Source organism: Methylobacterium indicum (assembly GCF_001043895.1).
In the GTDB taxonomy this organism is placed as follows: Bacteria; Pseudomonadota; Alphaproteobacteria; order Rhizobiales; family Beijerinckiaceae; genus Methylobacterium; species Methylobacterium indicum.
Window position 1 is genome coordinate 1 of sequence record NZ_JTHF01000282.1, and the last position, 21,668, is coordinate 21,668.

Here is a 21,668-nt window from a genome sequence, read left to right on the forward strand (position 1 = left end):
CGACCTCATCCCGAGGTGTCGGTCCATCGATCATGGACCGACCTCGGAGGAGAACTCCAGAAGCCATTGCGGTCCCTGGAGCCCTTCTTCGAGGTCAGCCGATTGTCGATCGGCCGATACCAACGGCCCCAGATTGCGACCTGTGCCCACTCACGCTTGACGATGGGTGTGACGAGGTCGGGGTCCATTGGCGAAGACGTTCCATGCGTCCCAGCGGCCGTCCACGATCTGCCTGTCGTCGCGATATGGGCTTGCCCCGGATCGGTGGACCCCGAGAACGCCTTCGCGTGAAGTGTGTTTGCCGTGCCGAGAACCCGTCTGAACTGCTCCGGGTTTTTCGGAAACTGATTGGCTTGGGTCGGGCGGCCAGGACTTTAGTTAGGCGGACAGGATATAGTTTGGGCGGCCAAGACTGGGTCGCCGATGTGAGCATGATAGCGCGCTTCGGCCTCGACGGGAGGGACGTTGCCGATCGGCGCGAGGAGGCGACGGTGGTTGTACCAGTCGACGCACTCCGAGGTGGCGTACTCGACCACCTCGAAGGAGCGCCACGGCCCGCGCCGGTGGGTCATCTCCGCCTTGAACAGGCCGTCGATCGTCTATCAGGCTCGGACTGGCTCACCCAGCTCCTCAGCGTCTCGCCCGAGCAGCCGATCTTGGCGGCAATCGACCGGATCGCCGACCACAGCGAGCCGTGCTCGCCCTCGTGGTCGCGCACCATCCGCACCGCACGCTGGCGCACCTTAAGGGGAAAACGGGGCTGTTCGCTTCGTCGGGGCTCCATCCTCTCAGAAGGTGGAGCCTCCGGGAAACCCGGGGCGGTTCACTCCCCGCAATCAACCCACGCCCTCAAGGCTGCGCCATGCAGGGCAAGCCATGAAAAGGAGCCCGCGACGGGCCCCTTGGTCGTGGCGCGATGCGACGCAGGATCAGTGCTGGAGAATCCGGGAGAGGAAGGTCTGCGCGCGCTCGGAGCGGGGCGAGCCGAAGAACTCCTCCTTCTGCGCGTCCTCGACGATCTCGCCCTTGTCCATGAAGATGACGCGGTTCGCGACCTTGCGGGCAAAGCCCATCTCGTGGGTCACCACCATCATGGTCATGCCCTCGCGGGCGAGCTCGACCATGACGTCCAGCACCTCGCCGACCATCTCGGGGTCGAGGGCCGAGGTCGGCTCGTCGAACAGCATCACGATCGGGTTCATGGCGAGCGCCCGGGCAATCGCCACGCGCTGCTGCTGGCCGCCCGAGAGCTGGCCCGGATACTTGTGGGCATGCGCCTTGAGGCCGACCCGCTCCAGCAGTGCCAGGCCCTTGGCCTCGGCCTCGTCCTTGCCGCGGCCCAGCACCTTGCGCTGGGCGAGGCTCAGGTTGTCGGTGATCGACAGGTGGGGAAACAGCTCGAAGTGCTGGAACACCATGCCGACCCGCGAGCGGAGCTTGGGCAGGTTGGTCTTCTTGTTGGCGATCTGCGTCCCGTCGACGGTGATCTGGCCCTTCTGGAACGGCTCGAGGGCGTTGACGCACTTGATGAGCGTCGACTTGCCGGAGCCCGAGGGGCCGCAGACCACCACCACCTCGCCCTTGCGGATCGCGGTGGTGCAGTTCGTCAGCACCTGGAAGTCGCCGTACCACTTCGAGATGCCCTCGATCGTGATCATCGGCGCGCCGGTAGCGGAGACCGGGGGCGGCTCGGTGAGCAGGGTGCCGACCGGGCCGGTGCCCGGGGCCGCGTCGGTTGCGGCCTGAGGCTCCGAAACGGGGCCGAGGGGCGGCATCGCGGAGGAGGTCATGGCGGGAACCCTATCGGATGATCGCGACCCGGCGCTGCAGACGGCGCACCAGGAGCGAGGCGATGAAGCAGACGGTGAAATAGACGACGGCCGCGAACAGGTACATCTCGACCAGGCGCCCGTCGCGCTGGGCGATCTTGGAGGCGGCACCGAGGAAGTCGGTGATCGACAGGACGTAGACGAGCGAGGTGTCCTGGAACAGCACGATGGTCTGGGTCAGCAGGACCGGCAGCATGTTGCGGAAGGCTTGGGGCAGGATGACGCTGCCCATCGACTGCCAATAGGTGAGGCCGAGCGCCGAGGCCGCCGCTCCCTGTCCCTTCGGGATCGACTGGATGCCCGCCCGCATGATCTCGGAGAAATAGGCCGCCTCGAACAGCGTGAAGGTGATGAGCGAGGACGAGAAGGCGCCGACCTGGATCGGCCGCTCGGCTCCGATGATCCACTGCCCGATATACGGCACCAGGAAGTAGAACCAGAAGATCACCAGCACCAGCGGCAGCGAGCGCATGAAGTTGACGTAGACCTTGGCAATCTGCGGCAGCGCCGGCACGCTGGAAAGGCGCATCATCGCGATCAGGGTGCCGAGCACCACGCCGCCGATCGCCGCGAGCGCGGTCAGCGTCAGGGTGAACGCCATCCCGTCGAAGAACAGGTAGCGCCAGGAATTCAGGATGACGCTGAAATCGAAGTTCGAGAACATCGCGGGCCCTTGTCCGGCAGCCTGGAGCATTTTTCGACGAAGTGGATACCGGTTCGCCGCAGACGGTGCGACGATATCGATGACGTGAGTGTCAGCGGCCCGGCACCGCGACGCGGCGCTCGATCAGCCCGGCCACGGTCACCACCAGCAGGTTGATGACGATGTAGATGATCGTCGCGGCCGTGAAGGCCTCGAAGACCTGGAACGAGAATTCCTGCATCGCGCGGGCCCGGGCGGTCAGCTCCAGGAGGCCGATGGTCAGCGCGACCGACGTGTTCTTCAGGTTGTTGAGGAACTCGGAGGTCAGGGGCGGCAGGATGATGCGGTAGGCGTTGGGCAGCAGCACGTAGCGATAGGTCTGCGCGGTGGTGAGCCCGAGCGCCGTCCCGGCCATGCGCTGGCCCCGCGGCAGGGCCTGGATGCCGGCCCGCACCTGCTCGGCGACGCGCGAGGCGGTGAAGAAGCCCAGGCACACGACGGCGGTGTAGAACGGGGCGTTCGGCAGCTGCTTCAGCCAGGTGCCCCAGGATTCCGGCAGCACCTCGGGCAGCACGAAGTACCAGAGGAACATCTGCACGAGGAGCGGGATGTTGCGGAACAGCTCGACATAGGCGTTGCCCACGGCCTGCGCCGCCCGGCTCGGCAGGGTGCGCAGCACGCCGACGACCGACCCGATCGCGAAGGCGATGACCCAGGCGCAGAGCGCCGTGAGAATCGTCCACATCAGGCCCGACAGCAGCATGTCGGCGTAGGTGCCGGTTCCTTCGGGCGACTGCTCGAAGAAGATGCCCCAGTTCCAGTTGTAGTTCATGCCCTGTCTTCCGGGTGCGCCTGGACAGCGAAGGTATACGGGTTTTTCCGGCCCGGGCGAGACGGGGCGCCGGCGAGGGCACAGGGAAAAGTGCCGAGGGCGACGAGGCCGGAGAAGGGAGGCGCCGCCCCGCGGCGGGGGCGGCGCCGGGCGTCACCTCAGTAGGCGGCCGGGTCCGGGCTGTCGCTCGGCTTGGCGAAGGCGTTCTTCAGCGCATCGCTCATCGGCAGGTTCAGGTTGATGTCCCGCGGCGGGATCGGCTTCATGAACCACTTGTCGTAGGCGACCTTCGACTCGGGGCTCTTGTAGAAGGCCGCGGTCGCCGCATCGACCACCTTCTTGAACGGCGCGTCGTCCTTGCGCAGCATGATGCCGTAGGGCTCGGGCTTCGACAGGGCGTCCGTCGAGATCATGTAGGCGCCCGGCTCCTTGGACGAGGCGGCGAGCGAGGCGAGCAGCACGTCGTCCATCACGAAGGCGGCGGCGCGGCCGGTCTCGACCATCAGGAACGCCTCGGCGTGGTCCTTGGCCGGCAGGATCGTGATGCCGAGCTTCTTGTCGGCGTTGTACTCGTTGATCATCTTGATGTTCGTGGTGCCCGAGGTCGACACGACGGTCTTGCCCTTCAGGTCCTCGAACTTCGTCAGGCCGCTCGACTTCTTGGCGACGAAGCGGTTGGCGGTGAGGAAGTGGGTGTTGGTGAAGGCGACCTGCTTCTGGCGGTCGGCGTTGTTGGTGGTCGAGCCGCACTCGAGGTCCACCGTGCCGTTGGCGATCAGCGGAATGCGCGTCGCCGAGGTCACCGGGTTGAGCTTCACCTCGAGCTTGTCGAGCTTGAGGTCGGCCTTCACCGCGTCGACGATCTTGTAGCAGATGTCCATCGCGAAGCCGACCGGCTTCTGGTTGTTGTCCAGGTAGGAGAACGGCACCGACGAATCGCGGTAGCCCAGCGTGATCTGCCCGGTCTCCTTGATCTTCTTGAGCGTCCCGGTGAGGTCCTGGGCAGAGGCGGCTCCCGCGGAGGCCGCCAGGCCGGCGAGCAGGACGGGAAGCAGGCTTCTCAAACGCATTCGTGCTCTCCTTTTGGGCAACGACCTAGTCCGTCACCGCGCTCATGGCGTCAAGGGTTAGGCTGGGGATGGCGGTGACCGGACGAACCGTTTGGCGCAGGATCCTGCACCTCGACCGGCGGTCGTGTCCGGAGGCCGCGGGAGCAAGGGACGGGCCAAACGGGCCGGCGTTCCGGCCGGGCCGTCTTCCCTCCGCGCCCCGTTGCGCCCCGGCCCCACCCGGGCGAAGCTGCCGGCGCCCGGACACGCCCGGCGCGGGCCCGAGACCCTTCGGGCTCCGCGGGGGACCCGGCACCCGTGACGCCCCCGCGACGACGGACCGTTCAGACCGATGCAGATCGCCACGCCCTACCTGATGTTCCTCGGCGACGTGCCCGACCGGCTCGCCGCCAAGACCGCCTACGGTATCGTCGACTGGCAGCCGGACTGGTGCGTCGGGCAATTGCGCCTGCCCGGCTGCGCCGCCGATCTCGGCATCCCGGATCTCACCATCGCGGAAGGGCTCGCCCAGGGCGCCCGGACGCTGATCGTCGGCGTCGTCAATGCCGGCGGCGTGCTGCCGCCGCACTGGGTCGCCACCATCGTGGCGGCGCTGGAGGCCGGGCTCGACGTGGCGAGCGGCCTGCATACCCGCCTCGGCTCGGTGCCGGAGATCGCCGAGGCGGCGGGTCGGCACGGGCGCAGCCTCCACGACGTGCGCCATTCCGAGGAGCGCTTCGACACCGGCAAGGGCACGCGGCGCCCGGGACGGCGGCTGCTGACCGTCGGCACCGACTGCTCGGTGGGCAAGAAGTACACCGTGCTGGCGCTCGAGAAGGGCATGCGGGACCGCGGCCTCGACGCCGATTTCCGCGCCACCGGCCAGACCGGGGTCTTCATCTCCGGCCGCGGCGTCGCCATCGACGCGGTGGTGGCCGACTTCATCTCCGGGGCCGTCGAGTGGATCGCGCCCGCCGCCGACCCGCACCACTGGGACCTGATCGAGGGCCAGGGCTCGCTGTTCCACCCGAGCTTCGCCGGCGTCAGCCTCGGCCTGCTGCACGGGGCGCAGGCCGACGCCTTCGTGGTCTGCCACGAGCCGACCCGCACGACGATGCGCGGCGTGAAGCATCCGCTGCCGAGCATCCGGGAGGTGATCGACCTGACGGTGCGGCTCGGGCGCCTGACCAACCCCGACATCCGGCCGACCGGCATCGCGGTCAACACCCAGGCCCTGGAGGAGGGGGAAGCGCGAGCGCTCCTCGAACGCCTCGCCGCCGAGCACGGCCTGCCGGCGACCGACCCGGTGCGGTTCGGGGTCGAGGGGCTGGTCGACCGCCTGGTCGAGGAGTTCCCGGCGTGATCCGGCTCGCGACCGCCATCGAGCCCTGGCCGATCGCCGGCAGGTTCACCATCTCGCGCGGCAGCCGCACGGAGGCCGTGGTGGTGACCGCCGAGGTCACCGACGGGACCGCCACGGGCCGGGGCGAGTGCGTGCCCTATGCCCGCTACGGCGAGACCGTGGAGGGCGTGCGCACGGCGATCGACCGGCAGGCCGAGGCGCTCGCCGCCGGCCTCGACCGGGCGGGCCTCGCCGCGTGCCTGCCCGCGGGGGCGGCGCGCAATGCCCTCGATTGCGCCCTGTGGGACCTCGAGGCCAAGCGCTCGGGCCAGCCGGCATTCGCCCTCGCCGGGATCCCCGCGCCCGCGCCGGTGACGACCTGCTACACGCTGAGCCTCGGCAGCCCGGAGGAGATGGCGGCCGCCGCCCATGTGGCGGCGGCCCGGCCGCTCCTGAAGGTGAAGCTCGGCGGGGCCGGGGACCCGGAGCGGATCGCGGCGGTGCGCCGGGGCGCGCCGGATTCGCGCCTGGTGGTCGATGCCAACGAGGCGTGGTCGCCCGAGACCATGGCGGCCAACCTCGCGGCCTGCGTGGCGGCCGGGGTCGAGCTGATCGAGCAGCCGCTGCCGGCCGGCGACGACGCGCTGCTCGCGTCCATCGCCCGTCCGATCCCGATCTGCGCCGACGAGAGCCTGCACGACCGGGCCGGGCTCGACGCGCTGGCCGACCGCTACGACGCGATCAACATCAAGCTCGACAAGGCCGGCGGCCTCACCGAGGCGCTGCTGCTGGCCCAGGCCGCCAAGGCGCGGGGCTTGTCGATCATGGTCGGCTGCATGCTCGGCACCTCGCTCGCCATGGCGCCGGCGATGCTGCTCTCCGGCTTCGCCGACTTCGTCGATCTCGACGGCCCGCTGCTGCTGGCCCGCGACCGCGAGCCCGGCCTGCGCTTCGAGGGCAGCCTCGTCCATCCGCCTGAGCCGGCGCTCTGGGGCTGAATGCCATGGGGGAAGGCCCGGCCCGGCGGCGAACCGGCGGGCCGGGCGCTTGCGCCCGGGGCCGGAACGATGCTCTCTCTCGTGCAGGGGCCGCGCAAGGGCCCCGAGAAGCCGGGGAAGAACCGACGCCATGATCCTCGTCAGCGTGATGTATCCGGGCGGCTCCGACGCCCAGCCCTTCGACCTCGACTACTACCTCAAGCACCACATGCCGCTGGTCCGCGAGCGCTGGTCCTCGATGGGCCTGGACAAGGTCGAGGTGGTCAAGGCGAGCGGGACGCCGGATGGCAGCCCGGCGCCGTTCCAGGTGATGGCGCTCCTCACCTTCCGCTCCCTCGACGACTTCCAGAAGGCCGGCGCCGCCCACGGCAAGGAGATCTTCGGGGACATCCCGAACTTCTTCAAGGGCCAGCCGGTGGTGCAGATCAACGAGCCGCAGAGCTTCTGATCGGATCGAGACCGATCCTCCGCCCGCGACCCCGACCCGGGTTCGCGGGCGGATGCGAGGAGACAATCCCGTCATGACGCAACCCAAGGACGGACGCGGGGCCCGGCCCTTCTCCGGAGAGCGGACCGGACCATGATCGACATCGTCAAGGTCCTGCGCGACCAGCACCCGGATCTCGGCCCCTACGTGCTCGCCCTGCGCGAGCGCTCCGGGCTCGTCGCCCCGGACGACCCCGACGCCCTCGCGCCCGAGGTGCGGGACTGGGCCGGCACGGAAGCGCCCAGCGCCACGTTCAGCCGGCGCCCGGTGACCTACGCGCTGTTTCCGGGATGGCCGGAGGAGACCCGCACGCTCGGCGTCGTCGCCTTCGCGAGCGCCGCCGACCTCGCCCGGTTCGCCACCCGCTGGACCTGATCCTCAACGCCCCCGCACCGCGATCTCGCGGGTGGGGGAGGGCCCTCCGGCGAGCCGCGCGCTCACCGTCAGCCCGAGATCGATGCAGAGCACCAGCAGGATGCCGGCGAGGAGCGCGATGATCGCGCCCTCGCCGCGGGGACTGAGGGCGACGGCCGGGCGCGGCCGCGACACCGGAACCGGCGGCAGGTCACCGGAAACGGGATCCGGGACGGCCTCGACGGCGACGGGCGCCGCATCGAGGACGCCGAAGCGGGGCCGGTAACCGCCGACCGGGATCGCGATGCGGACCGCGAGCCCCTCCGCGTGCCGGGCATAGACGTCCTCGAGGGCGCGACGCAGGCGACCGGCCTCGACGCGCACGCTGGGATCGAGGCTCGGGTCGAAGTCCGGCCCCCGGCCCAGGGCCTGCGTGGCAATGGTGTAGGCCTTGATGGTGGCGCCCTGTCCGGACAGTTCCTCCTCGACCACGAAGCGCAGGAAGCGGGCGAGCTTCGGCGAGCGCAGGAACGGTGGAGTCTGCAGGACGAGTTCCAGGGCATCGACCACGCGGCCGGGCGGAACCTCCCCCTCGATCTCGGACATCGAAGCCTTTCCTGTCACGACCTTCCTGCCGGTCGGGGCCGACCTCGCCCCTCTCGCCCGGCACCGCGGGCGCCACCGGCAGCTCCCTACTAGTATATATATTGCCTACCGGTACATTGGTGTGATCACGGTTTGTTAGTTCTTTCAACCGGGCAATGCCGCCCGTCTCCGGGGTTGCGGCGGCAATCGCACCTCCCGGCGTCAGGCGTGCGGGTGCGGGAACGGTACGGTGAAGAGGAGGCTGCGGGCCTCGTCGCGCACCTCGACGCGCCAGGCACACCAGTCGATCCGGGTGGCCTCCGGGCCGGTCATCGCGTCGACGATCAGGGTCCGCGCCTGACGATGCGCCTCGTCGAGGTCGCGGCAATCGAGCCCGGCCTCGTCCGGCACGCTCTGGGTCGAGTCCATGATATCGAAGAAGTAGCGGGGCACTGCGGCTCGGGCTCGAAGCTTCTGACATGACAGGGTAAGGAACCCGACCGTCACACCCGCCGGGGGGCTCGCAGGCGGGCAGCAATTCCCACGACTACCTGTTAGTGTATGAGGTGGAAACCGGGGCAGAACGGCAAAGTTCCGCCGCCTGCCTCACGGGCAGGGGCGGGCGTCGCAACGCTCCCGCGGCGGCGGGCCGTCAGCGGCTCTCGCGCTCCGCGGCGCCCCGCCAGGACGGCTGCCGGTCCTGCGTCGTGAGGGTGTCGCGGGAGGTCGGACGACCCGCCTCGACGGCGTTCCGCAGCCCGGCCTCGAAGGAGCGCCCGGCTTCCGCGGTCGCGGTCTCGACGATCCGGGCGCGCAGGTCGCCGGGCAGACGCTCGAAGGCCGCGCCGGCGACCTCGCCGAGGCTCGCGGGCGATTGCGCCGGCCAATGCGCCGGCCAATGCGCCGGCAAATGCACCGTCTTGGCCTTCTCGGGCGCCGCGGCATCGCCGAGGCGCAGCGGCGACAGGTAATAGATCGCGCCGATCACCAGCCCGGCCCGCAGCCAGAAGGCCATTCCGTTCCCCCGCGTCCCGATCGTGCCGTCGGGCGTCCATGCTCGCGGGCGCCCGACGGCACTCTGGGGCGCCAATCGTGAAGCGTCTTCCAACCGGCCCGCAGCGATCTGCCGACATGCCTAACGGGGCTTTCGGCCCGAAAGGACGGCCGGAGCGCCCCCCGGGATGGCGGTTCCTGTTCGCAACCGGTCGATGCCACCTTCAATTTTTCTGAGGATCCTGCTCAAGCGATTTGATCTGTTCGAAACTGGCGGCCTCGGCCTAAAATCCGCCTCACGCCAGCCGTCTTCCCCCCGGCTCCAGAACAACGATCGGGAACCATGCCGACCGACATCGAGATCGCCCGCGCGGCCACCCTCCAGCCGATCACCGCCATCGCGGAGCGGATCGGCATCCCCGAGGACGCGCTCCACCCGTATGGCCGGCACATCGCCAAGGTCGACGAGGCCCATCTCCGCAGCCTCGAGGGGCGGCCCGAGGGCAAGCTGATCCTGGTGACGGCGATCAGCCCGACGCCGGCGGGGGAGGGCAAGACCACCACGACGGTCGGCCTCGGCGACGCCCTCAACCGGATCGGCCGCAAGACGGTGATCTGCCTGCGCGAGCCTTCGCTCGGTCCCTGCTTCGGCATGAAGGGCGGAGCGGCCGGCGGCGGCAAGGCCCAGGTCGTGCCGATGGAGGCGATCAACCTCCACTTCACCGGCGACTTCCACGCCATCACCTCGGCCCACAGCCTCGCGGCGGCGCTGATCGACAACCACATCTACTGGGGCAACACGCTCGACATCGACCTGCGCCGGGTGGCGTTCCGCCGCGTCCTCGACATGAACGACCGGGCGCTGCGCACCATCACCCAGAGCCTCGGCGGCGTCGCCAACGGCTTCCCGCGGGAGGACGGCTTCGACATCACCGTCGCCTCGGAGGTGATGGCGGTGTTCTGCCTCGCCCGCGACCTCGCCGACCTGGAGGCGCGACTCGGCCGGATCGTGGTGGCGGAGACCCGCGACCGCAAGCCGGTGACGCTGGCCGACCTCAAGGCGACCGGCGCCATGACGGTGCTGCTCAAGGACGCGCTCCAGCCCAACCTCGTGCAGACGCTGGAGGGCAGCCCGGCCCTGATCCATGGCGGCCCCTTCGCCAACATCGCGCATGGCTGCAACTCGGTGATCGCGACCCGGGCCGGCCTCAAGCTCGGCGACTACGTGGTGACCGAGGCCGGCTTCGGGGCCGATCTCGGAGCGGAGAAGTTCTTCGACATCAAGTGCCGCCAGGCCGGCCTGAACCCGTCGGCGGTCGTCATCGTGGCGACGGTGCGGGCCCTCAAGATGCATGGCGGCGTCGCCAAGTCCGATCTCGGCCGCGAGAATGTCGAGGCCCTGGAGCGGGGCTTTGCCAACCTCGCCCGCCACGTCGAGAACGTGCGCCGCTTCGGTGCCCCGGTGGTGGTCGCGGTCAACCACTTCCACGCCGACACCGAGGCCGAGCACGCGGCGCTCAAGGCACTCTGCCGCGACCGCCTCGACGTCGAGGCGATCACCTGCCGGCACTGGGCCGAGGGCGGCGCGGGCGCCGAGGGCCTCGCCCATGCGGTGACCGCGCTCGCCGATGCGGGCCCCGCCGCGGCCCCGCGCTTCGTCTACCCGGACGAGATGCCGCTCGAGGCGAAGATCCGCACCGTCGCCCAGACCCTGTACGGCGCCGCCGACATCCAGGTGGAATCGAAGGCCGCGGCCAAGCTCGCGTCCTTCGAGCAGGCCGGCTACGGCCACCTGCCGGTCTGCATGGCCAAGACACAGTACTCCTTCTCCACCGACCCGACCCTGATGGGTGCGCCGAGCGACCACGTCGTCGCGGTGCGCGACGCCCGTCTGTCGGCCGGCGCCGGGTTCGTGGTGGCGATCTGCGGGGAGATCATGACGATGCCGGGCCTGCCCAAGGTTCCGGCGGCGGAAGGCATCTATCTCGACGCCGAGGGACGGATCGAGGGGCTGTTCTAAACCCTATCCCCCTCGGGCGGCCACGCCCGAGGGGACGCCTGCGCGAGGCGAGGCGAGGCCCGGCCTGTCCCGGGGAACGCCCGCGGGCAGTCGCGATGGGGGCACCCCCACGTGGATTGTCCCGAGAGAGGCGCCCCCGGCCGGGCGGTCAGGTCGCCGCGACCGGCACCGGGGCTTGCGCGTGTGAGATCGGCTCGTCGCCGGATTGCGCCGGGCAGGTCCGGTTGCGACCGAGCGACTTCGCCTCGTAGAGGGCGGCATCGGCCCGGCGGAACAGGTCGCCCGGCGAGCCTCCTTCGAGGGGCAGGCCGGCGGCGAGGCCGATGCTGACGGTAATCGGGCCGATGTCGCCCCCCTCGGCTTCCACGGCGAGCCCGGCGACGGCCTCGTGCACCGCCCGCGCGACGATGGCGGCGCCGAGAGCGTCGGTGCCCGGGAGGAGGACGGCGAATTCCTCGCCGCCGACCCGGGCGACGAGGTCGCTCGGCCGCCGGGCGCTCGCCGACAGGGCACCGGCGAGGGCCTGCAGGACGAGGTCGCCGACGGCGTGGCCGTGGCGGTCGTTGTAGCGTTTGAAGTGGTCGGCATCGACCACGAGCAGGGCGAGGGGGCCGCCTGCGAGGCGCGCCGCCGCCCAGAGCCGCCCGAACGTCTCCTCGAAGTGGCGCCGGTTGGGGAGGGCGGTGAGGACGTCGGTGCGGGAGAGGTGCGCGAGTTCCGCCTCCACCGCGTTGCGCCGCCGCAGCTCCCCTCCGACGAGGAGCGAGAGTCCCATGGTCGTCCCGCACAGCGCGAGCACGATGCAACCGATCACCAGGGCCTTGAGGCGCCACTCCGCCTCGATCTCCCGGGTGGAGAGCGCGACGTTCAGCATGAGCGGCAGGGTGCCGACCTGGGTGAAGGTGTAGAGGCGCTCGATGCTGTCGCTCGGAGTCAGGCCGACGAAGCTGCCGCGCCCGTCGCGCAGGAAGCGCTGGACGTTGGGCGAAGTCGCGAAGTTCGGGGCCAGTTCGGCGTTGGGCTCCGGGTAGCGCACGATCCGGGTGCCGTCGTGGAGAAAGAGGTTGATCGTCCCCGCCCGCCCGAGCTCGATCCGATCGAACAGGCGGCTGAAATAGGACAGCGACAGGCTGCCGAGGACGACACCGCCGAACGACCCGTCGGGCTTGTCGATGCGACGGCTGAGGACGACGATCGGCGCGCCGGTGAGCTGCGAGACCAGAGGCTGGCTGATGTAGAGCCCGAGATCGGCCCGTGCCTTGTGCGCCTGGAAGTAGACCCGCTCGGCGTTGTTCACCCGACGGGCCGGCCAGGCGGCGGCATCGAAGGCGGTGTCGCCGTTCTCGTCGAGGACCAGCATCACGCCGAGGTCCTTGGCGTTGACCGCGCGGTCGAACAGGATGCGCTGGCGAAACTGCGGCTCGAGCGTCTCGAGGCCGGGCAGTGCCATGTTCTCGACGACGGCGCGCAAGGCGAGATCGATGATCTCGACGTTGCGGTCGATATCGCGCTCGATCACCTGGAGCAGGTTGCGGGAGGTCTGCTCCGCCCTGTCCCAGGCATCGCGGCGCAGGTCGAGCAGCATCAGGCTGCAGACCACGACCATGCCGAGGGGTGCCAGGATCCCGACCATGACCCAGGTCCGGGACGACCGCAGGCAGCGCCTGAGGTATGTCATCGGGCTCGTGATCGCGAAGCGGTGCGCCGGATCGGGCTCGATGACGCCGCGATGGTTCGATCGATGCCGGGCGGCATGGGCAGATTGCGGTCCATGACCCTGCACGATGACGACTGCGCCCTCACGGCAACATCGACGTCGAGGGCTTGCGGAATCAGTAACGACGATCGCACGGCCGAATAGATCCGAATTAATCTCGGGCATTACCCTCTAGCAAATGCGGGTGCATCCGAAAATAGAGTATTTATTCCTCTACGACAATCCTACGTCAGGCCGCCCGCACCGTCGCCAGGAACCGCGCGACCTCGGCGGTCAGGTGCTCGGACTGGCGCGACAGCTCGGAGGAGGCGGCCAGCACCTGGCTCGCCGCCGCTCCGGTCTCCTCGGCTGCGCCCGCCACGCCGGCGATGTTCCCGGTGACCTCGGTGGTGCCGACCGAGGCTTGCGAGACGTTGCGGACGATCTCCTGCGTCGCTGCCCCCTGCTCCTCCACGGCCGCGGCGATCGAGGTCGCCACGGCGCTGATCTCGCGGATGCGCCCGGTGATGCCGTCGATCGAGGAGACCGCCTGGGCGGTGGAGGCCTGGATGCGCACGATCTGCTCCGAGATCTCGCTCGTCGCCTTGCCGGTCTGCTCGGCCAGCGCCTTCACCTCGGAGGCGACGACGGCGAAGCCCTTGCCGGCCGCCCCCGCCCGGGCGGCCTCGATCGTGGCGTTCAGGGCGAGCAGGTTGGTCTGGCCCGCGATGGTCGAGATCAAACCGACCACGTCGCCGATCCGCGACACGGCGGCGGTCAGCTCTTGCACCTGGGCTCCAGTCCGGTCGGCCTCGGCGACGGCGCGCTGCGCCAGCTCGGCCGAGCCGCCGACCTGGCGGCTGATCTCCTGGACCGAGGCGCCGAGTTCCTCGGCGGCGACCGCGACCGTGCCGACATTCGCGGCGGCCTGTTCGGCGGCCGCCGCCACGGCGGTCGATTGTGCCGCGGTCTCGGCCGCCGTGCCGCTCATGGAGCTCGCCGTCACCTGCAGCTCGGTCGCCGCGGACGCCACCATGCCGATGACGCCGCCGACCGCCCTCTCGAAACCGTCGGCCATCTCCCGCATGGCGTATCGGCGCTGCTCCTCGGCCGAGGCGCGGGCGCGGGCGGTCTCCGCTTCCAGCGCCCGGGTCCGGGCGAGGTTGTCTTTGAACACCTGGAGGGCGGCCGCCATCTCGCCGAGCTCGCTGCGCTCGCCGGCATTCGGCACCGGGGCGGCGGCATCCCCCTCGGCCACCACCCGCATCACGCCGGCCATGCGCCGGATCGGCACCGAGATCGAGGAGACGGCCATCCACGAGATGGCGAGCGTGACCGCGACGACGAGGGCGAGGACGACCGCGATCGCGAGACGGGCGCTCTCGCCGAGGGCATCGGCCATGGCGGCGGCCCTGCGACCGAACGCATCGTTGAACTGGACATCGGCCTTGAGGGCGGCACGGGCGGCGTTGAGCGCCGGCAGCATGCCGTCGAGGAGGTAGTCGGACCCGCCCTTCTCGTCGCCGCTGCCGAGGCGGCGCAGATACTCCTCGCCCATCCGCGAATAGGCCGGCACCGTCGTCTGGATTGCCTGCCACAGGGCCTCTTCGCCCGGGCTGACATTGGGCGCGTACTCCTTCAGGTCGGCCTCCACCGCCGCCATGGTCTCGCGCAGGCGCCCGAGGGATTGCGGCCGCCGCTGCTCGCTCGACAGGAGATAGGCCAGCTGCCGGCTGCGCAACGCCTCGAAGTTGGTCGCCAGGCGCCCGATGATGCGGGTCGAGGGCAGGGCGTTCCCGCCGAGCTCGCCGACCGCGGCGCGCAGCTCGCCGAGCCGGTGGTAGCAGAAGCCGCCCAGCCCGAGTGTCAGCACCAACAGCACGGCGAGCGAGGCGACCAGGCGCGTCCGGATCGTGAGGTTCGACAGCATGGCAATGAGACCAATGGCGGATGCCGCATTACGCGGCAAAACCCTTAAATTCCAATTAACATCGCCACAAAGCCGCTCAATTAGTAATCATCCCCCGACAACTAGGGCTTGTCGTAAATCAAATTTTCTCATTGGAATTCATTATTAGGTCGTACTGCACATCTTACCGCAAGCAAAGCTGTCGTCATTCGCGCGAACCACCGCAGCAATCGGCGCCGGATGACCTAAATGTCGATCCACTTCCGACGACTGTCCAACTCGGCGAATGCAGAGGCTTTGGGCGTCCATCATCATGGCGCGCGACCTCCGACGACGCGGCGGCGGCCCGTGACGAACTCCGTGATCGAGACGGCGTCCTCGGCGACGGCCGGCAGCGAGATGCCGGCGCCGGCCGCAGCGTTCCCGGTCGGCGCGCCCGCGCCGGGCGTCCGATCGCCGGCGGATCGTCTTCTCGGGGACCGAACGGACGCCGCCCGGCCGGGTCTGCCTGCCCGATCGACGCGGGGGCGCCTGCGGGCCGCGACGCGCCCGCGGCGCGGCCGGCGCCGAACCCGGACCTCCCCGGCGAACGGCGCTCAGATCCTGTGCATCTTCCTGAAGCGCAGGGGCGACACGCCGTACCACCGGCTGAAGGCGCGCACGAAGGCACTCGGCTCGGAGTAGCCCAGGCTGTAGGCGATCTGCGCGACGTCGAGCTTGCCCTCCAGAAGGGTTCTGCGCCCCTCCGCGCGGCGCACCTGCTCGACGAGGTCGGCGAAGCTGGCCTGCTCCTCGACGAGGCGCCGCTGCAGCATGCGCGACGGCATGCGCAGGGCGCGGCCCGCGCCGTCGAGGGAAACGCTCCCGCTGGCGATGTTCTCGCGGATGTAGTCCTCGGCCTTCGCGGCGATGGACTGGGCCGACTTGAGGAAACCGAGGGACTTGATGTTGTGGCACAGGAGCCGCAGCAGGGTCGGGTCCGCCTGCGGCATCGGGGCGACGGCCCGCTCCGGCCGAAAGAGCAGGGCGTTGGTCCGGCTCTCGAAGCGCACCGGCGCGCCGAAGGCGGCCTCGATGCTGCGCCAGTTCTCCGTCCTGGCCTGTTCGAGATGGACCTCGTCCGGGCACCAGTCCGGGCCGGAGCAGTGGCGAAACACGTTGCAGAACATGCCGAGCGTTAGCACCGCGTCCTGGTCGCGGTGGGCGATGCGCGCATCCTCGATCCTGTAGGTGAGATGGTAGAACGGGTTGGCGAAGGTCAGCGCGGTCGTGGTCTCCTGCTGGTGGTAGCGGAAGTGGCTGGCCAGGGTCTCGGCCGCGTGCAGGGCGTTGTCCGACGACAGGGCGATGTAGCCGATGAGGCCGAGCTGGCTCGGCAGGAACTGCTGGCCGTAGGCGAGGCCGAAATTGTCGTCGCCCGAGCGCCGGGCCGCGAGATCGAGGACGGTGCAGTACCCGTCGAGGCTCAACGGCGCGACCGGATCGGCGAGGCTCGCCGGGTCGATGCCGGCCTGGCCCAGGATCGCGTCCAGGCAGAGCCGGCGGGATTCGATGAAGCTCGCGAGCCCCGTCGCGGCGGCGGATAGGAGCTTCGGCGTGCCGGCGGCGTGGGCGGGAGCGGCCATGCGGGCGGTCTCCTCCAAAAGACCCTCTGCAACGCGCGGCGAGCGAATGCAGGGCGAGACGTAAGGTTGTGATTGCATTTCTTGGGCCATTCAGGCCTGTGCCGGGACGTGCGCACGCCCGGCTCAGGTCCAGGCGACCGTCCGTGTCGTCAGGTGTCAGTTTTTCGGATTCCCCTGTCAATCCGGTCGGACGGGCGAGGTGCTAAAAGACATGCCTGCTTCACGCTAACGATCGATGTCGCTTCGGTTCCGTTACGGCTCACCGGAGTTGAGGGGCAAGCGCCATGGCAACCTATCACTGCACGCTGGGCGGCGAACGCCACAATTTCGCGGATCTGAGAACCCTGCTCGCCGCCGCCTCGGCGCCGAAATCCGGCGATGCGCTCGCCGGCCTCGCCGCCGAGAGCGCCAAGGTGCGCATGGCCGCGCGCTTCGCCCTCGCCGACCTGCCGCTCAAGACCTTCCTGGAGGACCTCGTCGTCCCCTACGAGGACGACGAGGTGACCCGCCTCATCGTCGACACTCACGACCGGGCCGCCTTCGCCCCCGTCTCCTCCCTCACGGTCGGCGGTTTTCGCGATTGGCTGCTCTCCGAGGCGGCGGACGCCGCCGCCCTCGCCGCCCTGGCGCCGGGCCTGACGCCCGAGATGGTCGCGGCCGTCTCGAAGCTGATGCGCAACCAGGACCTGATCGGCGTGGCCCGGAAGTGCCGGATCGTCACGGCGTTCCGCACCACCCTCGGGCTCGACGGGCGCCTCGCCACCCGGCTCCAGCCCAACCATCCCGCCGACGACACCCGCGGCATCGCGGCGAGCACCCTCGACGGTCTGCTCTACGGCGTCGGCGACGCGGTGATCGGCATCAATCCTGCGACCGACAACGTGGCCAACGCGGTCGCCCTGATGGAGATGCTCGATGCCCTGCGCCAGGAATACCGAATCCCGACCCAGACCTGCGTGCTCACGCACGTCACGAACTGCATCGAGATCATGAACCGGGGCGCACCGGTCGACCTCGTGTTCCAGTCGGTCGCCGGGACGCAAGCCGCCAATGTCGGCTTCGGGGTCGACCTCGCGGTGCTGCGCGAGGCCTACGACGCCGCCCGGGCCCTGAACCGCGGCACGGTCGGGCACAACGCGATGTATTTCGAGACCGGTCAGGGCTCGGCCCTGTCCTCGGGCACCCATCACGGCGTCGACCAGCAGACGGTCGAGACCCGCGCCTACGCGGTCGCCCGCGCCTTCGAGCCGCTGCTGGTGAACACGGTGGTGGGCTTCATCGGTCCCGAATACCTCTACGACGGCAAGCAGATCATCCGCGCCGGCCTCGAAGATCATTTCTGCGGCAAGCTGCTCGGCCTGCCGATGGGCTGCGACGTCTGCTACACGAACCACGCCGAGGCCGACCAGGACGACATGGACGACCTGATGACGCTGCTCACGACGGCGGGCTGCACCTTCCTGATCGCGGTTCCCGGCTCCGACGACGTGATGCTGAACTATCAGAGCCTGTCGTTCCACGACATCCTCTATCTGCGCTCGCTGCTCGGGGTCCGGCCCGCCCCCGAATTCGAAGCCTGGCTCGCCGAGATGGGCGTGACGGGGAGCGGCGCCCGTGCCCCGGCGCCGCTCGAGGCCCGCTTCGTGCGCCAGCTCGTCGATGGACGGGTGGCATGAGCCGGCGCGACGACGAACGTGCCCTTGGCGAACGTGCTCTTGGCGAACATGCCCTTGGCGAACGCGCCCTCGGGAAGGGCGCCCTTCCCGAAAAAACTCCGACCGGGGGGGCCCGCCCCGCGCTCGCCGATCCGTGGGCGGTCCTCCGCACGCTGACGCCGGCCCGCATCGGTCTCGGCCGCACCGGGAACGCCATCCCGATGCGGGCCGTGCTGGAGTTCCAGTACGCGCACGCCCTGGCGCGGGACGCCGTCCACGACGCCCTCGACACCGCCGCCCTGTGCAGAGGCCTCGCGCCGCTGCCGACGATCCAGGTCGCCAGCAGCGCCCCGGATCGCGCCACCTACCTGCGACGCCCGGATCTCGGCCGGACGCTCGCGCCGGAGAGCCACGCGGCCCTGGCCGATCTCCCGCCGGCCGAGATCGCGATCGTCGTCGCCGATGGGCTCTCGGCCACCGGCGTGCAGGCGCATGCGGCGGCCCTCGTCCATGCCTGCGCGGCGGAGCTCGCCGGATTCAGCCTCGCCCCGGTGGTCGTCGCGACCCAGGGGCGGGTGGCGCTCGGCGACGCCATCGCCTCCCGCCTCGGCGCGGCCCTGTGCGTGATGATCGTCGGCGAGCGGCCCGGCCTCACCGTCTCCGACAGCCTCGGGATCTACCTGACCTTCGGTCCCCGGCCCGGCCGGCAGGATTCGGAGCGCAACTGCATCTCCAACATCCACCCCAACGGCGGCCTCACCGCCGGTCAGGCCGCCCGCAAGCTCGGCTGGCTCGCCCGCGAGGCCCTGCGCCGACAAATCTCCGGCGTCGCCCTCAAGGACGACATGCCGGCCGCCCTCGCGGCCGAGCCCGGCACGCCGCTTCTGTCCCCGCCCTGAGGGGCGGAGCCAAGACGACAACAACAAGAAGAAACGACATCGAGCATCGCTGGATAACAGGGGACGAAATCATGACTGAAGCACCCGTCCATCTTCACAAGGGACTCAACGCCTTCCATCTCTGGGGCATCGCCGTCGGCCTGGTGATCTCCGGCGAGTATTTCGGCTGGAGCTACGGCTGGGCCCAGGCCGGGACGTTGGGCTTCCTCATCACCACGACGGCCGTGGCGCTGATGTACGTCGCCTTCATCTTCAGCTTCACCGAGCTGACGACCGCGATCCCGCAGGCGGGCGGCCCCTTCGCCTATGCCCTGCGCGCCTTCGGCGAGACCGGCGGGGCGATTGCGGGCTTCGCGACCCTGATCGAGTTCGTCTTCGCGCCCCCGGCCATCGCCCTCGCCATCGGCGCCTATCTCAACGTCCAGTATCCGGGGCTCGACCCGAAGCACGCGGCTCTGGGCGCCTACATCGTGTTCATGGGCCTCAACATCGTCGGCGTGCAGATCGCCGCCACCTTCGAATTGGTGGTGACGGTCCTGGCGGTCGGCGAGCTCCTGGTCTTCATGGGCGTCGTCGCCCCGGCCTTCAGCGTCTCGAACTTCGTCGCCGGGGGCTGGGCCGGGCAGGACACGTTCGGCCCCGCCGCCATCGGCGGCATGTTCGCGGCGGTGCCGTTCGCGATCTGGTTCTTCCTCGCCATCGAGGGCGTCGCCATGGCGGCGGAGGAGGCCAAGGACCCCAAGCGCACGATCCCGATCGCCTACATCACCGGCGTGCTCACCCTCACCGCGCTCGCCTTCGGGGTGATGCTGTTCGCGGGCGCCGCGGGCGACTGGAAGTCGCTGGCCGACCTCAACGATCCCCTGCCGCAGGCGATGAAGCGCGTCGTCGGCGAGTCGAGCGGCTGGCTGCACATGCTGGTCTGGCTCGGGCTGTTCGGGCTCGTCGCCTCCTTCCACGGCATCATCATGGGCTACGGCCGGCAGATCTTCGCGCTCGCCCGGGCCGGCTTCCTGCCCCGCATCTTCGCCCGGCTGCACCCGCGCTTCCAGACCCCGCACCTCGCGACCCTCGCCGGCGGCGCGGTCGGCATCGCGGCGATCTACAGCGACAACCTCGTCAGCATCGCCGGCCAGTCGCTCACCGCCAGCATCGTGACGATGGCGGTGTTCGGGGCGCTGACGATGTACATCGTCAGCATGGCGGCCCTCTTCCGGCTGCGCCGCACCGAGCCGACCCTCGCCCGGCCTTACCGTGCCCCGCTCTACCCCGTGGCCCCGCTGGCGGCGCTCGCGATGGCGGTGGTCTGCTTCGTCGCCCTCGTCGTCTACAACCTGCAGATCTTCGTGATCTTCGCCCTCGTGATCGCCGCCGGCACCGGAACCACCCTCGTGATCCGGCGCCGTCGCACGGGCGTCCCGGTCGGTCCTGCCGGCGAACTGGTCTGACGTCGGTCGGCCCCCGATGAAGGGGGCCGGACGCCGCTCCATCCCGTCCGGCGGGCGGGAGGGGGCACGCAGCGCGAAAAAGCGCGGCGCCCGCTCATCTCGTCCATGGCCTTGCCGTCGCCATCCTGCCAGTGTCGCATGTCCGTCGGGCAGTGGAACGCAACAGTCGACCACCTCATGCCCCAGGGACCGGGCCGACCGAACGGAGTGTTAACCAGATTAACGTAGAGGGAGAGGGTCCGAATTTTCGGAGCGGTGCCGTTGACCGCGCGGCCCGTCTTCTACCCTCCGGCCTCCGAGACCGCACGATGCTCAAGCTGACAAGCATAAAATCGCGGCTGACGCTGGGTGGCGGCATCGTGGTGGTCATCGCGACGGCGACCGTGACGCTTGCCGGTTCGTTCTTCATGTACCGGTCGGCGGAAGAGGCGGCCCGCCGCGAGATGCGGACCCTGCTCGGCCGCTACGCCAACGAAGTGTCCCTGAAGATCACCGAAGGGTCGAAGGTCGCGGAGACGACGGCGAACGTCGTCTCGGGGCTCGTCGCGGTCGGCCGTCCCAACCGGGCCGCCGTCGAGCAGTTCATGGCGAACATCGTCGCGAGCAACAAGGACATGCTCGGCCATTCGGTGATGATGGAGCCGGATGCCTTCGACCGGAGCGACAAGGATCTCGGCCGGTTCGTCCCCTACGCGTTCCGCAAGCCGGACGGGTCGATCGGCCGTGAGTCGGTCGTGATGAACGACGAGAGCGGCATGCAGGAGTGGTACGTCAAGCCGCTGCGCAGCAACGCGGCGCGTCTGCTGAACCCCTACAGCTACGCCGTCGACGGCAAGCAGATCCTGATGACGACCGTGGCGGACATCGTCCGCGACCGGGGCGGGGCGCCGATCGGCGTGGTCGGCGTCGACCTGTCGCTCGCGCGGATGCAGGATTTCGCCAGCCATCTCGTTCCGCTCGGCGTCGGGCGGATCATGATCGTGGCCGGCGGGTCCTGGGTCTCTCACGCGGAGACCGCGCTTCTGGGCAAGCCGCTCGACCGGCCGGACCTGACCAAGCTCATCGCAGCGGCGAGCCAGGCCGACGACCCGGTGATCGAGCTGGCGACGCGGGACGACGGGACGCAGGATTTTGTCTCGGCGATCCCGATCCATTTCCCGGGTCTCGCCGAGCGCTGGCAAGTCGTCATGACCATCCCGCACGACGCGGCCATGGCAGGTGCCCGATCGACCCTCATCACGATGGTCGTCGCCTCGGTCGTGATCCTGCTGGCTCTCCTCGCCGGCATCTTCGTCGCGGCCGGT

General features: G+C 69.7%; 18 protein-coding genes and 2 pseudogenes. 9 read left to right on the forward strand and 11 right to left on the reverse strand.

Features of this window, described 5'->3' with window-relative positions; all coding sequences use genetic code 11:
- Positions 1–374 precede the first annotated feature (374 nt).
- From QR78_RS33270 to QR78_RS27200, 5 genes and pseudogenes are all read right to left on the reverse strand, one after another.
- A pseudogene (locus QR78_RS33270) lies at positions 375–599 on the reverse strand (IS3 family transposase); the annotation flags it as partial.
- Positions 600–929: 330 nt separating this feature from the next.
- Positions 930–1,658, reverse strand: coding sequence for an amino acid ABC transporter ATP-binding protein (locus QR78_RS27185; RefSeq protein WP_048430750.1), 729 nt, complete (start codon positions 1,656–1,658; stop codon positions 930–932).
- A 142-nt stretch (positions 1,659–1,800) separates the two neighbouring features.
- A complete protein-coding gene (locus QR78_RS27190) occupies positions 1,801–2,493 on the reverse strand; it encodes an amino acid ABC transporter permease (protein ID WP_048430735.1) in 693 nt (230 codons plus the stop codon).
- 91 nt (positions 2,494–2,584) lie between these two features.
- Positions 2,585–3,304, reverse strand: a complete 720-nt coding sequence (locus QR78_RS27195; RefSeq protein ID WP_048430736.1) for an amino acid ABC transporter permease — start codon at positions 3,302–3,304, stop codon at positions 2,585–2,587.
- Between the two features lie 158 nt (positions 3,305–3,462).
- Entirely contained in the window at positions 3,463–4,374 is a 912-nt protein-coding gene (locus QR78_RS27200) for an amino acid ABC transporter substrate-binding protein (protein ID WP_048430737.1), read from the reverse strand.
- A 331-nt stretch (positions 4,375–4,705) separates the two neighbouring features.
- On the opposite strand from QR78_RS27200, the gene dgcN reads away from it, so the two are divergent.
- The 4 genes from dgcN (at position 4,706) to QR78_RS27220 (ending at position 7,555) form a co-directional block, all read left to right on the forward strand.
- Entirely contained in the window at positions 4,706–5,716 is a 1,011-nt protein-coding gene (dgcN, locus tag QR78_RS27205; RefSeq protein WP_048430738.1) for an N-acetyltransferase DgcN, read from the forward strand.
- Positions 5,713–6,693 (forward strand): N-acetyl-D-Glu racemase DgcA, encoded by a 981-nt coding sequence (gene dgcA, locus QR78_RS27210; protein ID WP_048430739.1) that lies wholly within the window; start codon positions 5,713–5,715, stop codon positions 6,691–6,693. Before dgcN ends, dgcA begins: the two co-directional genes overlap by 4 nt.
- Before the next feature lie 130 nt (positions 6,694–6,823).
- Positions 6,824–7,141: an EthD family reductase gene (locus QR78_RS27215; RefSeq protein ID WP_048430740.1), complete on the forward strand. Its 318-nt coding sequence runs from the start codon at positions 6,824–6,826 to the stop codon at positions 7,139–7,141.
- A gap of 132 nt (positions 7,142–7,273) precedes the next feature.
- Positions 7,274–7,555, forward strand: coding sequence for a hypothetical protein (locus QR78_RS27220; RefSeq protein WP_048430741.1), 282 nt, complete (start codon positions 7,274–7,276; stop codon positions 7,553–7,555).
- Positions 7,556–7,558: 3 nt separating this feature from the next.
- On the opposite strand, the gene QR78_RS27225 is transcribed toward QR78_RS27220, so the two are convergent.
- The 3 genes from QR78_RS27225 to QR78_RS27235 all read right to left on the reverse strand — a co-directional run bounded on the left by QR78_RS27225 (position 7,559) and on the right by QR78_RS27235 (position 9,134).
- Positions 7,559–8,140, reverse strand: a complete 582-nt coding sequence (locus QR78_RS27225) for a hypothetical protein (RefSeq protein ID WP_053221117.1) — start codon at positions 8,138–8,140, stop codon at positions 7,559–7,561.
- A 201-nt stretch (positions 8,141–8,341) separates the two neighbouring features.
- Positions 8,342–8,626 (reverse strand): DUF6894 family protein, encoded by a 285-nt coding sequence (locus QR78_RS27230; RefSeq protein WP_425284157.1) that lies wholly within the window; start codon positions 8,624–8,626, stop codon positions 8,342–8,344.
- Positions 8,627–8,771: 145 nt separating this feature from the next.
- Entirely contained in the window at positions 8,772–9,134 is a 363-nt protein-coding gene (locus tag QR78_RS27235; protein ID WP_048430743.1) for a hypothetical protein, read from the reverse strand.
- Positions 9,135–9,455: 321 nt separating this feature from the next.
- On the opposite strand from QR78_RS27235, the gene QR78_RS27240 reads away from it, so the two are divergent.
- Positions 9,456–11,132, forward strand: coding sequence for a formate--tetrahydrofolate ligase (locus QR78_RS27240; protein ID WP_048430744.1), 1,677 nt, complete (start codon positions 9,456–9,458; stop codon positions 11,130–11,132).
- Positions 11,133–11,280: 148 nt separating this feature from the next.
- On the opposite strand, the gene QR78_RS27245 is transcribed toward QR78_RS27240, so the two are convergent.
- From QR78_RS27245 to qhpR, 3 genes are all read right to left on the reverse strand, one after another.
- The gene (locus tag QR78_RS27245; protein ID WP_048430752.1) at positions 11,281–12,810 is read right to left on the reverse strand and encodes a sensor domain-containing diguanylate cyclase; all 1,530 of its coding nucleotides are present in this window, start codon (positions 12,808–12,810) and stop codon (positions 11,281–11,283) included.
- Positions 12,811–13,078: 268 nt separating this feature from the next.
- Positions 13,079–14,758, reverse strand: a complete 1,680-nt coding sequence (locus QR78_RS27250; RefSeq protein WP_048430745.1) for a methyl-accepting chemotaxis protein — start codon at positions 14,756–14,758, stop codon at positions 13,079–13,081.
- 575 nt (positions 14,759–15,333) lie between these two features.
- A complete protein-coding gene (gene qhpR, locus QR78_RS27255; protein ID WP_048430746.1) occupies positions 15,334–16,362 on the reverse strand; it encodes an AraC-like transcriptional regulator QhpR in 1,029 nt (342 codons plus the stop codon).
- 284 nt (positions 16,363–16,646) lie between these two features.
- On the opposite strand from qhpR, the gene QR78_RS27260 reads away from it, so the two are divergent.
- The 4 genes and pseudogenes from QR78_RS27260 to QR78_RS27275 all read left to right on the forward strand — a co-directional run.
- On the forward strand, positions 16,647–18,038 hold the full coding sequence (locus QR78_RS27260) for an ethanolamine ammonia-lyase subunit EutB (RefSeq protein WP_048430747.1): 1,392 nt from the start codon (positions 16,647–16,649) through the stop codon (positions 18,036–18,038).
- Between the two features lie 110 nt (positions 18,039–18,148).
- Positions 18,149–18,916: pseudogene (eutC, locus tag QR78_RS27265) on the forward strand (ethanolamine ammonia-lyase subunit EutC); the annotation flags it as partial.
- Between the two features lie 71 nt (positions 18,917–18,987).
- A complete protein-coding gene (gene eat / locus QR78_RS27270) occupies positions 18,988–20,364 on the forward strand; it encodes an ethanolamine permease (protein ID WP_048430748.1) in 1,377 nt (458 codons plus the stop codon).
- A 308-nt stretch (positions 20,365–20,672) separates the two neighbouring features.
- The coding region (locus QR78_RS27275) for a cache domain-containing protein (protein WP_048430749.1) at positions 20,673–21,668 on the forward strand (996 nt) is incomplete at its 3' end.